The organism is Arthrobacter sp. SO5 (genome assembly GCF_020532805.1).
In the GTDB taxonomy this organism is placed as follows: Bacteria; Actinomycetota; Actinomycetes; order Actinomycetales; family Micrococcaceae; genus Arthrobacter.
The window spans coordinates 59,006-72,769 of sequence record NZ_MQTQ01000072.1 but is presented as its reverse complement, the minus strand read 5'-3'; the positions used below and the strand labels follow the sequence as shown (position 1 = coordinate 72,769).

At 66.3% G+C, this 13,764-nt stretch carries 12 protein-coding genes and 1 pseudogene; 3 read left to right on the top strand and 10 right to left on the bottom strand.

Annotated features, from left to right (window positions below):
• Positions 1 to 688 (bottom strand): annotated as a pseudogene (locus BJG92_RS13525) (hypothetical protein); the annotation flags it as partial.
• A 337-nt stretch (positions 689 to 1,025) separates the two neighbouring features.
• Here BJG92_RS13525 and BJG92_RS13520 point away from each other — a divergent pair.
• Entirely contained in the window at positions 1,026 to 2,195 is a 1,170-nt protein-coding gene (locus BJG92_RS13520) for an AI-2E family transporter (protein ID WP_269462000.1), read from the top strand.
• An 11-nt stretch (positions 2,196 to 2,206) separates the two neighbouring features.
• Here the strand turns inward: BJG92_RS13520 and BJG92_RS13515 are convergent, their stop codons facing one another.
• Both BJG92_RS13515 and BJG92_RS13510 read right to left on the bottom strand, forming a co-directional pair.
• Positions 2,207 to 3,013 carry an alpha/beta hydrolase gene (locus BJG92_RS13515; RefSeq protein WP_232084513.1) on the bottom strand — a complete coding sequence of 269 codons (807 nt, stop codon included), beginning with the start codon at positions 3,011 to 3,013 and terminating at the stop codon, positions 2,207 to 2,209.
• 35 nt (positions 3,014 to 3,048) lie between these two features.
• A complete protein-coding gene (locus tag BJG92_RS13510) occupies positions 3,049 to 3,414 on the bottom strand; it encodes an ATP/GTP-binding protein (protein ID WP_232084512.1) in 366 nt (121 codons plus the stop codon).
• Positions 3,415 to 3,473: 59 nt separating this feature from the next.
• On the opposite strand from BJG92_RS13510, the gene nucS reads away from it, so the two are divergent.
• Positions 3,474 to 4,169: an endonuclease NucS gene (gene nucS / locus BJG92_RS13505; protein WP_232084511.1), complete on the top strand. Its 696-nt coding sequence runs from the start codon at positions 3,474 to 3,476 to the stop codon at positions 4,167 to 4,169.
• 353 nt (positions 4,170 to 4,522) lie between these two features.
• A complete protein-coding gene (locus tag BJG92_RS13500) occupies positions 4,523 to 4,726 on the top strand; it encodes a cold-shock protein (RefSeq protein WP_069952225.1) in 204 nt (67 codons plus the stop codon).
• Between the two features lie 177 nt (positions 4,727 to 4,903).
• Here BJG92_RS13500 and BJG92_RS13495 read toward each other — a convergent pair whose 3' ends face one another.
• The 7 genes from BJG92_RS13495 to atpA form a co-directional block, all read right to left on the bottom strand.
• Positions 4,904 to 7,486: a bifunctional lysylphosphatidylglycerol flippase/synthetase MprF gene (locus tag BJG92_RS13495; protein ID WP_374199799.1), complete on the bottom strand. Its 2,583-nt coding sequence runs from the start codon at positions 7,484 to 7,486 to the stop codon at positions 4,904 to 4,906.
• Positions 7,483 to 8,838 (bottom strand): alpha/beta hydrolase family protein, encoded by a 1,356-nt coding sequence (locus BJG92_RS13490; RefSeq protein ID WP_232084510.1) that lies wholly within the window; start codon positions 8,836 to 8,838, stop codon positions 7,483 to 7,485. Before BJG92_RS13490 ends, BJG92_RS13495 begins: the two co-directional genes overlap by 4 nt.
• A 5-nt stretch (positions 8,839 to 8,843) precedes the next feature.
• Positions 8,844 to 9,275 (bottom strand): DUF2550 domain-containing protein, encoded by a 432-nt coding sequence (locus BJG92_RS13485; RefSeq protein ID WP_232084509.1) that lies wholly within the window; start codon positions 9,273 to 9,275, stop codon positions 8,844 to 8,846.
• A 10-nt stretch (positions 9,276 to 9,285) separates the two neighbouring features.
• Positions 9,286 to 9,570 (bottom strand): F0F1 ATP synthase subunit epsilon, encoded by a 285-nt coding sequence (locus BJG92_RS13480; RefSeq protein ID WP_104172348.1) that lies wholly within the window; start codon positions 9,568 to 9,570, stop codon positions 9,286 to 9,288.
• 1 nt (position 9,571) lies between these two features.
• Positions 9,572 to 11,026: a F0F1 ATP synthase subunit beta gene (gene atpD, locus BJG92_RS13475; RefSeq protein WP_232084508.1), complete on the bottom strand. Its 1,455-nt coding sequence runs from the start codon at positions 11,024 to 11,026 to the stop codon at positions 9,572 to 9,574.
• A gap of 76 nt (positions 11,027 to 11,102) precedes the next feature.
• Positions 11,103 to 11,996, bottom strand: a complete 894-nt coding sequence (locus tag BJG92_RS13470; RefSeq protein ID WP_232084507.1) for a F0F1 ATP synthase subunit gamma — start codon at positions 11,994 to 11,996, stop codon at positions 11,103 to 11,105.
• Between the two features lie 76 nt (positions 11,997 to 12,072).
• Positions 12,073 to 13,710: a F0F1 ATP synthase subunit alpha gene (atpA, locus tag BJG92_RS13465; RefSeq protein WP_232084522.1), complete on the bottom strand. Its 1,638-nt coding sequence runs from the start codon at positions 13,708 to 13,710 to the stop codon at positions 12,073 to 12,075.
• Positions 13,711 to 13,764 lie beyond the last annotated feature (54 nt).

The following is a 13,764-nucleotide window of genomic DNA, read 5'->3' as shown; positions in this document are numbered from 1 at the left end:
TCTTGGCCGGGGCGCGGCGGGCAAACATGCTGCCGGCCGAGCCGCCGTTATCGCCGGTCCCACCGCCCGTGCGGGCGCCGGACTTGGGCTTAAGGACCAGCAACGCGGCCCCGGCCAAGACCAGGAGGCCGCCGACAACCATGAACGGGACGGCCCACGGCGTGGAGGTGTCATTGGGGAACGTCATGGTGATCGCCGCGGGAGCCGGCTTGGTGCCGTCCGCGGCGAGCAGCAGGGACCAGTCGCCGTCGGCCGGCGGCGTCCAGGCATAGTTCATCTCGCCGCTGGCGTTCTCCGAGGTCACCCACAGATCGGAACCGGCGGGAGCCGGAGCCGTGGCGTCGCCGTCGGTATGCTGAAGCTGCAGCGCCTTGCCGTCCTCGGAGACGCCGGAGACAGTGTTATGGGCGGTCTTGCCGACCCACGCAGCGACGTCGTCCGGCCGGCCGGAGGCAAGCATGAAGCTGCCTTCGCCCTTGACGGAGATCTTCACGGTGCCGCCGTGCAGGGTTCGCAGCTTCTCGTCGAACACGGTCAGGGGCGCTGCGGCAGCGCCGGAGGGTGCGGTGGCAGTGATGGTCTCGGCCGGAGCCCAGAATGTCTTCTGACCGATCCCCGCCAGCAGTGTCAGGAGGCCGAGCAGCACTAGTGCAACTGCAGTCTTGAAACGCAAAATATTACCTATCATCAGCGGACACGTAGCCTTAATGGTAACGGTTTTGTTACCGCGGAGTCAGATCAGGGGGTTTGTCAACCCCCTGGCGGGACTCCCGCGGACCGCCGAACCGCGGGTGAACCGCGCGCCGGCAAGCCTGCTGATAGTGTTTGCGGTGATCATCACACCCGGGCCGCGGCCGCGGCTCCGCGGGGGCACACCAGAGGCAAGGGCTTTGAACGCAGTGACTGAAGACACGGATTCGTCCCCCGCCGGACAGGAAGATCGCCAGGAATCCGGTACCAAGGAACGCGGTCCGCAGGCGCCCGTATCCAGCCGCCGGGCGGCCCTGGCCGGGCTCCTGAATTCGATGGCGCACCGTTTGCGCCAGCCCCTCCCGGGCGCCCAGCCCCGGCGCCGTTTCGAGATGCCCCCCGTGCAGGATGACGACGAAACGCCGGAGGCCGAGGCCGCCACCCGATTCGGCAGCCCCGGGCCCAGGATGTCCTCCCAGCACCCGCTCTACGTCGGCTTCATGGGGACCGTGGGCGTCGGAATAGCGCTGCTCGTTTACTGGATCGGCTCCAATACCACCCAGCTGCTGCTGTGGATTGTGGCGGCACTCTTCATCGCCCTGGGACTGGACCCTGTGGTGCGCTGGCTGGAGGGGAAGAACCTCCCCCGCGCCGCCGGCATCGCGGTGGCCGTCTCGGCGCTGGCCCTGGCCGTGGCCGCGTTCTTTGCCACGCTGATCCCGACCATCGTCCAGCAGGTCACCCAGATCGTGCAGGAAGCGCCGCAATGGGTCTCCGAGTTCATCAACTCGGACTTTTTCCACAGCATTGACGACCAGTTCGGCGTGCGGGAACGCATCAGCCAGGAACTCGCGAAATTCGTCAACAACCCCGAAGCGATGGGCGGCATCTTCGGCGGCGTCCTGGGCTTCGGCACCACCGTGGCGAACGGCCTGTTCGGGGCCCTGATCGTGCTGGTCCTCAGCCTCTATTTCCTCTCGGCCCTGCCTGCCATGAAGAGGTGGGCCTACCGTCTGGCGCCGCGGTCCCGCCGCGCCCGGGTCGAGGCGCTCTCCGAGGAGATCACGGGTTCGGTCGGCAACTATGTGATCGGCCAGGCCGTCGTAGCCGTGCTGAACGCCACCTATGCCTTCATCGTGATGTCGATCGCCGGCGTTCCCTTTGCGGTGCTGCTCGCGTTCGTGGTGGCCCTGCTGGCGTTCATTCCCCTCGTCGGCGGCCTGATCGCCGGCGTCATTGTGACGCTGATCGCCCTGACCGCCGGCTGGCAGACGGCCCTGGTCTACGCGATCTGCTACTTCGCGTACCTGCAGTTCGAGGCCTACTTCGTCTCGCCGCGCATCATGCAGAGGGCCGTCGCGGTGCCTGGCGCCGTCGCCGTCATCTCGGTCATCGCCGGCGGGAGCCTGCTCGGGGTGCTGGGCGCACTCATCGCCATCCCCACGGCCGCGGCCATCATGCTGCTGGTCAGGGAAATCTTCATCGTGCGCCAGGACAGGCACTAGGCGTTCCGCCCTCAGGCGTGCGCTGTGGCCACCGGCCCGTCCCACTCCTGCGGCAAGGCCGTCGCCGTTCCCGCGGTGCCGGCGGGGAGCACTTCCGCCACAATCTCGTTGAGCACCCGGCCGGCATACTTCTCCCCCACCCACAGGTGCTTGGCACCGTCGACCCCCACGACGCGGGCCTGGGGGACGGTGCTGAACCGTTCCGCGGCTGCTGCCGGTTGCAGGTAGTCATCGTGTTCGGGCACCAGCACCTTCAGCGGCTTGCCCGACGCTGCCCACTCCGACAGGTGCACGTCGGTGGCGCGGTGCAGCGGGGGCGACAGCAGGATCGCGCCCTCGACCTCGGACGCCACCGGCTCCGAGGCCCCGTACATAAGCGCCAGTTCGGTGCCGAAGGACCAGCCCACCAGCCAGCGGTTCGGCAGGCCGCGGTCGACGGCGAACTTCACGGCCGCCTCGACGTCCAGGCGTTCCCCGATGCCCTCCTCGAAAGAGCCGTCGCTGGTTCCGCGGGGCGATCCCGTGCCACGGGTGTTGAACCGGAGGACGGCGATGCCCGCCAGCGCGGGCAGCCGGTACGAGGCCTTGCGGTAGACGTGGGAGTCCATGAAGCCGCCGTGCGTCGGCAGCGGATGCAGCGTGATGAGGGTCGCCTTCACCGCACCGGACGCCGGGAGCGCCAGTTCACCGACCAGCCTGTGCCCGTCCGCGGTTTTGAGCTCGACGTTTTCGCGGTGTGCCGGGAGCACGGTGGACGCACGGATTGCGGTGGGCTCTGAAGGCTGGCGGAACACATACGACGCCGGGTCAAAAGTCATGCTGTCCAGCTTAGCGAAAGCGGTCCCCGAACCGGTTAGCGGTACCGGTAGCTGCGGGACGTCCAGCAGTTGGAATGCCAGTGCCGCCGTTCCGCGAGGCCGGCGGCGGCACCGAAAAGATGGTCCTCGGACCAGACCACCAGGTGCGCCACGCCCGGCAACACCGCGGTGGAACAGCCCGGGCAGATGTAGGACTTCTCGGCCCTGCCAGCCGTGATGGGGCGGACCATCCATTCGCCGTCCGGTGCGCTCTCCCGGCGGGCAAAGCCCGAGCGCGCCCGTTCCAGGTCCAGTTCCGGCCCGGGGCCGCCCCTGGCCCCGGGCTTCGCGGGTTTCCCGGCTTTTCCCGGCTTCCCGGCTTTTCCGGCAACGGTTCGGCGGGGGCGGTTGGAACGGGGCATGCCTCCATTCTGCCCCAGTCCGGGTGCCTGCTCCCCCGCCAGACGGTAGTGTGGACCAGGTGCGTTTAGTCATAGCCCGTTGCTCCGTTGATTATGTCGGCCGGCTCAAAGCCCATCTCCCCCTCGCCACCCGGCTCCTGTTAGTCAAGGCCGACGGCTCCGTCCTGGTCCATTCGGACGGCGGATCCTACAAGCCGCTGAACTGGATGAGCCCCCCGGCGTCCCTGCGTGTCTCCACGCCGGAGGAGGTGGACGTTGAACTCGGCGTCGTCGAGCAATGGACGGTCCAGTCCGCCAAGACCGATGACCGCCTGATCATCAACATCCATGAGCAGCTGCACGACACGTCCCATGAGCTGGGCCAGGACCCGGGTTTGATCAAGGACGGCGTGGAGGCGGACCTGCAGCGGCTGCTGGCGGACCAGATCGCGCTCCTCGGCACCGGTTTCTCGCTCATCCGCCGCGAATACTTCACGGCGATCGGCCCCGTGGACATCCTGGCCCGGGACGCCAACGGCGCAACCGTCGCCATCGAGCTCAAACGCCGGGGCGACATCGACGGCGTCGAACAGCTCACCCGCTACCTTGAGCTGCTCAACCGGGACCCCCTGCTGGCTCCGGTGCGCGGCATCTTCGCCGCCCAGCAGATCAAACCCCAGGCCAAGGTCCTCGCCAACGACCGCGGGATCGACTGCATCACCCTGGACTATGACGCCATGCGCGGGGTTGACGACAGCGAGTCCCGGCTTTTCTAGGCAATTGCCCGCGATCAGCCCCTATTGCCTGGCCGGTTATATGGCCGGTTATATGGCCGCTTTTATGGCATTCTGCGTGGCCGGTAATGGGCAGCGGCGAGGGTTCATGCATTCTTTGGACGAAATTTACGGAATTCTGTGCCCGGCCCGTTGACCTGACGCAACTGACATGAAACTCTTATACAAGTCTTTGTGTAGGTGTTTTTCATGCTCGCAAGACATGTTGCGAGCGTGAAGCGCCTGCCGCCAAAGCCCGGTTGATCCGGTCCCACGCCAGGGTTCTTCTCGCAGAGTGACCAAGGACGGCACGAAGTGTGCCGGACTTAAACAAGATCCACAATGAGGAGAAATTCATGGCTCAGGGAACTGTCAAATGGTTCAACGCTGAAAAGGGCTTCGGCTTCATCACCCCGGACGACGCCGATGGCGATGTCTTCGTTCACTACTCGGAGATCCAGACCGGTGGCTTCAAGACCCTCGACGAGAACGCGCGCGTTCAGTTCGAGATCGGTCAGGGCGCCAAGGGCCCCCAGGCGACCGGCGTGACGCTGGTCTAGTACCCCGCAGCGGCGCTGCCTTCGGCGGCTCCCGCTCAAGAAATGGTCCCCGGCATTAGTGCCGGGGACCATTTTTTCGTGCATTGTTGTTCCGCCCGTGCGTATTCTTCGCCGTTGCATTGTTGGCCGCCGCAAGGAGATACTCTGCGGCCCGGGAATTGACCGGCACCGGCACAATTACCGCACGAGGGTCCGGAGCAGGCGGGCACTCTGCCGCACCGACAGTCCGGGGAGATAGGCCCGGCTCAGGGCCCGGCCCATTGCGGGAAGTTGCAGGGGATCCTGGTAGTAGAGATAGAGCGTGCGGTAATCGGGCTTGAAGCGGGATTTGAAGGTGGCCAGTGAACGGAACCCGTAGACGGGCTCCAGCGCCCGGCCGACGACGTCGAGGATGCCCGCCAGCCCTTCCTGGCCGGCCTCCTTGTCCGCACCCGCATCGCCGTTGCCGGCCTCCGGGGCAGCGCCCCGGCCCGCGTCCTTGGCCAGCGGCGATCCGGAGAGGGAGATGACTTCCACGGTGCTCCGCAGCTCCCGCACGGCGGAGGCGATCAGGAATTCCATGACGCCGGGGAAGGCGTCCCCCCGGCGGCGCATGAAGTCCAGGGTCCAGCTGACAAGCCGGCCGCCGTCGAAGACCGGCAGCCAGCTGGTGACGCCCTGCACCCGGCCCTCGACGTCCACGGCAAGGCAGCAGAGCACTTCCTCGTCCGCCAGTTCATCGATTCCGCCGAGGGTGAATCCCATTTCCGGGACGGACTTCCGGGCGGCCCATTCTTCGGAGACCTCGTTCAGCTGGGCCCGCAGGGCGGGCGCCAGGTCACCGTAGCGGGCCCACACCGCCTGCACCCCGGACTTTTCCGCCCGGTTCAAGGCGGTGCGGACGTTCTGCCACTCCTTGCCCTTGAATTCGAGCGAGCGCACAGCCAGCCGGGTCTCCTGTGCCACGGCCACCCGCTGGAAGCCGCGCGAGCGCAGCATCGGCCAGAGCTCGTCCGTGCACGAATAGAAGCACGGTATCAGGGCGTGTTCTGCGCAATAGCGCATGAAGCCCGCCGCGGTGTCCGCGCGGGTTTCCGCCGGGCCGAACGGGCCGGCGAGGGTGAGGGCCACGTTGCCGTGCTGCTGGTAGGCAACGCCGCCGCGTGCGTCGGCGCTGAACCAGTACTTGTTGGGTTCCCACAGTGCCATCCAGGACAGCGAGTCGCCGCCCTGGCGGATCAGGCCGCGGGCAACATCGCGGTCCCCCGCGGCCGCGTCGGTGCGGTGAAGCCGGCGCTGCAGGACCAGCCAGACGGCCGCCAGCGCCACAATCCAGAAAATGATGCCGGAGTAGGCAAAGAGGAAGGCCTCGACGGGGTCGCGGTTCTGGAAGAAACGGCCAAACGAGCTGGGGATCGGCAGCGGGAGGTACTGCCGTGCCAGCTCGGCGGCGAGGCCCAGGATCCCGCCGTCGCGGTCCATCCCGCCGGCTGCCAGCCACGCTGCGGTGTAGGCGGAGGCCAGCACCAGCCCGGTTCCGCCGACCACCACGCCAAGGATGCCGCGTGCCCGCGGTGTGGTCTCGACGCGGAACTGCCGCCGGTTCACCGCCAGCAGCAGCACGAGCACCAGCGGGACAACCACGAGCGGCAGCACGTGGACGAATCCGGACCCCATGACCCCGACGCGCGGCCGGCCGGGGTAGTGCGGAATGAGGGCAACGAGCGCCAGGTAGACGGCGGCCATGGCGGTCACGGCAAGCTGGACAATGATGGCGATCCGCAGGGCCAGCCTGCGCCCGTGCCGCATTCCGTCGGCACAAATGAGCAGCAGCACCACGGGCACCACGGCCAGGGCCAGGCCCAGGGGACCCGCGAAACCGGCCCTGCCTGCTTCAAGGCACGTGACATCAATGGTGCCCCCGCAGTTCTGCTCGAGCTGGCTCAGCGTGGGCAGCGGGTTCAGGACGACGTCCCGCAACAGAGCCAGCGGGCCCGTGGGGGTACTGACCATGGCGGTGAGGATGGGCCCGACGGCGAAAATGGCCACCGTGAGGGCCAGCAGGTTGCGGGTTTCCCGGCCTGTGGAGCGGTGGCGGTGGAGCGTTCCCTTGTCGCCCTGGATCCACCAGCCGGCGGCGAGACCCGCCACGGCCCCGGCCAGGCCCACCACCGTCTCGGCGTGGCCGATGTACAGCACCAGCAGGAGCGAGGCAGAGACGAGGCCGGTCCGCAGCCGCCGCTGCCACAGCGTGGGCAGCAGCGCGCTGGAGGCGAGCGAAACGGCGAGTACCGCGGCGTACGGGCCGATCAGCCGGGCGTCCACCATGCGCCCGAGCCAGCCGTCCCCGGAAGTGCGGGCCAGCTGGGTCACGAGCAGGAACAGCGTCACCGCGGCAAACTGGCCGGCCACCAAGAACACTGCTGTGCGTCCCGTGCCCAGCTGCCGCTCGGCAACACCGAGAAGCAGCAGGATCATCAGGGAAGCCGCCAGGTACGCGAGGGGGTTGGTCGCGAAGAACAGCGAAGTGACCAGGGACCACCAGTGACCCGCCTTCAGGCCCGGGAGGCTGACCGAGGCGACATCGAGCAGGGACTCCGGCGGACCGGACAGGAAACTCCCGGTGGCCGCACCGGTGATGAGCAAGGCGGCCAGGACCGTGAGAGTAAAAGGTATCGCCCGGAAATGCTCCAGCACTCCGCGCAGTCCCTCCAGCCCCATGCCCCGCAGGGACGTCACGTCCGTCCCCCGCACCGCGTCCGCCGCCCGCGACGTGCTCATGGCTGGATCCCCCAACGGGCGGCCAGGAAATCGAGGCCCGCAGGAAGCCCCTTGGACGCGGTTTCCCAGGAGTGGCCGGCGTTGGGAATGCCGAGGGCCTTCACGTCGAAACCGGCCGTCCGCGCGGCCCCGGACAGCAGGTCCATGTACCCGATGAATTCAGGATCACGGACGCCGGCGCCGAAGAAGATGGCGTGCCCGCGGTAATTGCGCTCCTTCATCAAGCGCAGCGGCGTCTGCCGGTCGAACGCGTCGGCGTCCCCGCCGAAGGAGGCAGCCACGGTCTTGTCGCGTTCCTTGGCAAGGGCCGGCTCCTTCTCGCTGGAAAAGGCCAGGGCCGAGCTGTAGACCTCCGGGTGCCGGGTCACCATCTGCATGGCGCACGTGGCTCCGAAGGAGAAGCCGCCGGCAGCCCACTGGCTATGGTCCGGGTCCACATCGAGGGTCCGGCTGATCCACGCAGGCACGTCCTGGGAGAGGAAGGTATCGGCCTGGGCGATGCGGCTGTCCATGCAGAGGGTATTGCCCGCCGGCGTCCCGTTCGGATCCACCACGATCACGACGGGTGCCACCCCATGGTGCGCGGCGGCGAATCGGTCCAGCCGGCTCCGGAGGGCGCCTCCGGTGAGCCAGTCGGCCGGGGCGCCCGGCTGCCCCGAGAAGAGGACAAGGACGGGCAGCGCGGGTCTCGGCGAGCCCAGGTAGGCCGGCGGCAGATAGATGTACGCTTCACGGCTCTGGAATCCGGAGACCGTGCCGGGGATGGACGCCCGCCGGAGCTCGCCGCCGTCGGGCAGACCACCTGGTGCCTGCCACGCGGACAGGCCGACGCCGGCGGGGTCACTGGAGGACCGCTTCAGGCCCTCCTCCAGCGGCTGGATCCGCGCGACGGCGGTCCCCGTCAGATCGCTCACCGTGTGGTTCAGGCCGAAATAGGCGTTGATCTGCACACCGGACAACAGGACCGCCCCCAGCAGGGCTGCGGTTGCGACGGCAGTGGTCCTCCAGCGCCGCGCAGCCTTCCGGCGCCAGGCCGCCCACAGGCGGGCCAACCACAGCAGGAGGGCAGCGACGGCGGCAACGGACCACGCCAGGACCTCGCCCGGAAGCTCTTCGGGGAAAACGGAGTACACGTAGATCAGCAGCCAGTGCACGCCGGCCACGATGGCGGCGGCCAGCAGGACCGCTGACAGGACGGGGAGCAGGGCTTCCAGCCAGGCGGCCGCGCCTCGGCCGGGTGTGCGGGATCCCAGGGCCTGCCAAAGGAGGTACGCCAGGCCGGCCGCGCCGGCGGCCCAGGCAATCCATAAAACCGGCCCGTCGACGAGCCGGAGGTCCTCGATGAAGTCCACCGGGGCTAGCGCCAGGTGCCGACGCCGACGACGGGGCCGGCCTCGAGCCAGGACGAGAGGCCTGTGTAGGCGTCGAAACGCATCGCGAGCAGGACGTCCTGCCCTTCGTACCGGAGTTCAACGATCACGGCGTCGGGCTGGACCTTCACGAGTTCGGCCTCTGTGGGCGCGCGCCGGCCGGTCAGCTCAAGGGCACTCCTGCGGAAGGTGTGCTTGGGCCGCGTGCTCAGCGAGGCCAGGCGGAACCATTCCAGGTCGTTGTCCTGATAACGGCAAACCCCCATCTGCCAGCTGTTTCCAGCCGTGCAAATGGAGGCGTCCACCGTGCCGAGGGCACGCCGCAGATTGATGCGGCGCACCCCCGAAAGGCACAGTGCAAGTACCAGCAACGCAAAAATGGTTGCCAGGACGATGAACGGAAGACCAGTAACGTTCATCAAGGTCGTGCTAGCGGATCCCCGCAGTAGCCGCGTCGCCCATTTGGGCGTTGTCAGCAACAATGACGACCCTGTTGTTGTCCACGGAGAAGAACCCGCCGTCGACAACTACAGCAATACGGTCACCGGACACCGGCTCGATGGCCAGTTCACCTTCGGCCAGAATCGCCAGCAGGGGCGAGTGGCCGGGCAGGATTCCGATTTCACCATCGCTGGTGCGGGCCTTGACCATCTTGGCCGCTCCGGACCACACGAAGTGGTCCGCTGCGACAATCTCAACCTCAAGCTCAGCCATATTACTTGGTCTGTTCCTGGATCTTGGCCCACTGGCGCTCGACGTCATCCAGGCCGCCGACGTTGAAGAACGCCTGCTCTGCAATGTGGTCCAGCTCGCCGTCGCAGATCGCCGTGAAGCCTTCAATGGTGTCCTTGATGGAGACCGTGGAGCCTTCGACGCCGGTGAACTGCTTGGCGGTGTAGGTGTTCTGCGAGAGGAACTGCTGGATACGGCGTGCACGCGACACGACGATCTTGTCCTCTTCGGAGAGCTCGTCAACGCCGAGGATGGCGATGATGTCCTGGAGTTCCTTGTTCTTCTGCAGGATCTGCTTGACGCGCACGGCCGTGTTGTAGTGGTCGTGACCGATGTACTGCGGATCCAGGATGCGCGAGGTCGACGACAGCGGATCAACGGCCGGGTACAGGCCGCGGGAAGCGATTTCACGGGAAAGTTCCGTGGTCGCGTCCAGGTGTGCGAAGGTCGTGGCCGGGGCCGGGTCGGTGTAGTCATCCGCGGGAACGTAGATGGCCTGCATCGAGGTGATCGAGTGGCCCTTGGTGGACGTGATGCGCTCCTGGAGGAGACCCATCTCGTCTGCCAGGTTGGGCTGGTAGCCCACGGCCGACGGCATGCGGCCGAGGAGGGTGGAAACCTCGGAGCCTGCCTGGGTGAAGCGGAAGATGTTGTCGATGAAGAGCAGCACGTCCTGGTTCTGCACATCGCGGAAGTACTCCGCCATGGTCAGGGCGGAGAGCGCCACGCGCAGGCGCGTTCCCGGCGGCTCGTCCATCTGGCCGAAGACAAGGGCGGTGTCCTTCAGGACGCCTGCCTCTTCCATTTCAACCCAGAGGTCGTTGCCTTCACGGGTACGCTCGCCGACTCCGGCGAACACCGAGGTGCCGCCGAAGTTGCGGGCAACACGGGTGATCATTTCCTGGATCAGCACGGTCTTGCCGACGCCGGCGCCGCCGAACAGGCCGATCTTTCCACCCTTGATGTACGGGGTGAGAAGGTCAATGACCTTGATGCCGGTTTCCATCATCTCGGTGGAACCCTCAAGCGTCGCGAAGGCAGGAGCCTTGCGGTGGATGGGCCAGCGCTCGGTGATCTCCAGTTCGGACTCTGTCACGTCAAGCGGCTGCCCGAGGACGTTGAAGATGTGTCCCTTGACGACGTCGCCGACGGGCACGGAGATGGGGGCTCCCGTGTCCGCGACGGCAGTTCCGCGGACCAGTCCGTCGGTTGCCTGCAGGGAAATAGCACGGATCACGTTGTCGCCGAGGTGCAGGGCAACTTCAAACGTGACGGTCTTGGTCTCACCGTTGAGAGTAATCTCCGTGGTGAGTGCGTTGTAAATCGCGGGGATTGCGTCAGCCGGGAATTCGACGTCGACAACCGGGCCAATAACACGTGCAATACGGCCGGTAGCACCGGTCGTCGCGGCTACGTGTTCGGTAGCAGTGGCAGTCATCTCTCTCACTTCACTCAGTAGATGGCGTTGGGTTAAGTTTCAACTTTGGTGCAGGTACAGCTGGATCTCGGGCAGGCTAGGACGCGTTCAACGCGTCGGCACCGGCCACGATCTCGGAAAGCTCCTGCGTGATTTCCGCCTGGCGGGCAGTGTTGCGCAGACGCGTGAACTTCTTGATGAGGTCCGTGGCGTTGTCGCCGGCGGACTTCATCGCCCGCTGGCGGGCAGCGAGCTCCGAGGCCGCTGCCTGCAACATCGCGGCGAAGATGCGGGACTCGATGTAGCGCGGGAGCAGGGCATCAAGGACCTGCTCCGTCTCCGGCTCGAATTCATAGAGCGGCAGGAGGTCCGACTCGGACGCAGCCTGCTCTTCGACAACCTCCAGCGGGAGAAGACGGATAACCGTCGGCTCCTGCGTCACCATGGACTTGAAGCGCGTGTAAACGACATGGATCTCATCGACGCCGCCCTCTGCGTAGTCCGTGGCGAAGTCCGTCAGCAATGCCTCGCCGACTTCCCGCGCCGTGGCAAACTCCGGTGCATCCGTGCCGCCGGTCCACACCCGCGCGTAAGGACGGTTCCGGAAGTCGAAATACGCCTGCGCCTTGCGGCCGACCAGGTACATCTTGACTTCCTTGCCCTCCTCGACGAGGAGCTCGTTGAGGCCTTCCGCCTGCTTGAGCACGCTCGCCGAGTAAGAACCTGCGAGGCCACGGTCCGAGGTGATCACCAGGACAGCTGCCCGCCGGATCTGCTCCGGCTCGGTGACCAGCGGGTGGTCAATTTCGCTCTGGCTTGCGACAGCAGAAACGGCGCGCGTGATCGCGTTTGCGTAAGGCAGTGAAGCTGCTACGCGTGCCCGGGCCTTGCCGATGCGCGAAGTAGCGATCAGTTCCATCGCCTTGAAGATCTTGCGCATCGACGTCGTCGAGGCGATCTTCTGGCGGTAGACCCGAATCTGGGCTCCCATACTTATCCTTTCCTAAGATCCCGATGGCCGGCACTGCCGGAACCCGTGCGGGTCCCGGCAGTGCCTGCCAGCGAAACTAGCGCTTCTGCTTGACGATTTTTTCCTGGTCGACCTGCGCCTCGTCGATGGGGGCGTGTTCCTCGTGCCCCGCACCAACCAGGAAGCTGTCGCCCTCGCCGAAGAAGCCCTTCTTGAAGGCCACGATCGAGGTCTTCAGTGCTTCCGCGGTGTCATCGCTCATGACGTTGGTCTGGGCCAGCGTCGTGAGGATGGAGGACTTGTGCTTGAGGTGTTCCAGGAACTCGGTCTCGAAGCGGCTGACGTCTTCAACCGGAACGTCGTCGAGGTGGCCGTTGGTGCCGGCCCAGATGGAGACGACCTGGTTCTCGACCGGGAACGGCGAGTACTGGCCCTGCTTGAGCAGTTCCATCAGGCGTGCGCCACGGGTCAGCTGCTGGCGCGATGCGGCGTCGAGGTCCGACGCGAACATTGCGAAGGCCTGCATGTCGCGGTACTGGGCCAGTTCCAGCTTCAACGTACCGGAGACCTTCTTCATGGACTTGACCTGGGCGGCGCCGCCGACGCGGGAGACGGACACACCCACGTCAACTGCCGGACGCTGGTTGGCGTTGAAGAGGTCCGACTGCAGGAAGATCTGGCCATCGGTAATGGAGATCACGTTGGTCGGGATGTAGGCGGACACGTCGTTTGCCTTGGTCTCGATGAGCGGCAGGCCGGTCATCGAACCTGCACCGAGTTCGTCGGAGAGCTTGGCACAACGCTCCAGCAGTCGGGAGTGCAAGTAGAAAACGTCGCCCGGGTAGGCTTCGCGTCCCGGCGGGCGGCGGAGCAGCAGCGACACGGCACGGTAGGCCTCGGCCTGCTTGGAGAGATCATCGAACACGATGAGGACGTGCTTGCCGCCGTACATCCAGTGCTGGCCGATGGCCGAGCCGGCGTACGGAGCCAGGTACTTGAAGCCTGCGGGGTCCGACGCGGGGGAAGCCACGATGGTCGTGTACTCCAGTGCGCCGTTGTCCTCGAGGGTCTGGCGGACGGCAGCGATCGTGGATGCCTTCTGGCCGATGGCCACGTAGATGCAGCGCACCTGCTTGTTGACATCCCCGGAAGCCCAGTTGGCCTTCTGGTTGATGATCGTGTCGATCGCGATTGCCGACTTGCCGGTCTGGCGGTCACCGATGATCAGCTGGCGCTGGCCGCGGCCGATCGGGATCATGGCGTCGATGGCCTTGAGGCCGGTCTGCATCGGTTCGTGGACCGACTTGCGCTGGGTTACGCCGGGTGCCTGGAGTTCCAGGGCCCGGGTGGTCTCGGCCTTGATCTCGCCAAGGTCGTCAATGGGCTCGCCCAGCGGGTCGACAACACGGCCGAGGAAGGCGTCGCCAACCGGCACGGACAGAACCTGACCCGTGCGGTGGACTTCCTGGCCTTCTTCGATTCCGGTGAAGTCACCGAGTACGATGACACCGATTTCGCGGACGTCGAGGTTCTGGGCCAGGCCCAGCGTGCCGTCTTCGAAGCGAAGCAGCTCGTTCGCCATGACCGAGGGAAGGCCCTCAACACGGGCGATGCCGTCACCTGCCGTTGTTACACGGCCGACCTCTACGCGCTCAGCGTTTCCGGGTTCGTAGGACGCCGCGAACTCGTTCAACGCACTACGGACGTCGTCGGCGTTGATGGTCAATTCGGCCATCTGCAGTCCCTGCTCTCCTGTTTTCGTGATCATCGTTGCTCACGATGACCGGGG

Excerpts from the sequence above, each read along its gene's own strand:
- BJG92_RS13520 (WP_269462000.1), top strand. The coding sequence starts at position 1,026 with ATGGCGCACCGTTTGCGCCAGCCCCTCCCGGGCGCCCAGCCCCGGCGC.
- BJG92_RS13515 (WP_232084513.1), bottom strand. The coding sequence starts at position 3,013 with ATGACTTTTGACCCGGCGTCGTATGTGTTCCGCCAGCCTTCAGAGCCC.
- BJG92_RS13510 (WP_232084512.1), bottom strand. The coding sequence starts at position 3,414 with ATGCCCCGTTCCAACCGCCCCCGCCGAACCGTTGCCGGAAAAGCCGGG.
- BJG92_RS13500 (WP_069952225.1), top strand. The coding sequence starts at position 4,523 with ATGGCTCAGGGAACTGTCAAATGGTTCAACGCTGAAAAGGGCTTCGGC.
- BJG92_RS13495 (WP_374199799.1), bottom strand. The coding sequence starts at position 7,486 with ATGAGCACGTCGCGGGCGGCGGACGCGGTGCGGGGGACGGACGTGACG.
- BJG92_RS13485 (WP_232084509.1), bottom strand. The coding sequence starts at position 9,275 with ATGAACGTTACTGGTCTTCCGTTCATCGTCCTGGCAACCATTTTTGCG.
- BJG92_RS13480 (WP_104172348.1), bottom strand. The coding sequence starts at position 9,570 with ATGGCTGAGCTTGAGGTTGAGATTGTCGCAGCGGACCACTTCGTGTGG.
- atpD (WP_232084508.1), bottom strand. The coding sequence starts at position 11,026 with ATGACTGCCACTGCTACCGAACACGTAGCCGCGACGACCGGTGCTACC.
- BJG92_RS13470 (WP_232084507.1), bottom strand. The coding sequence starts at position 11,996 with ATGGGAGCCCAGATTCGGGTCTACCGCCAGAAGATCGCCTCGACGACG.
- atpA (WP_232084522.1), bottom strand. The coding sequence starts at position 13,710 with ATGGCCGAATTGACCATCAACGCCGACGACGTCCGTAGTGCGTTGAAC.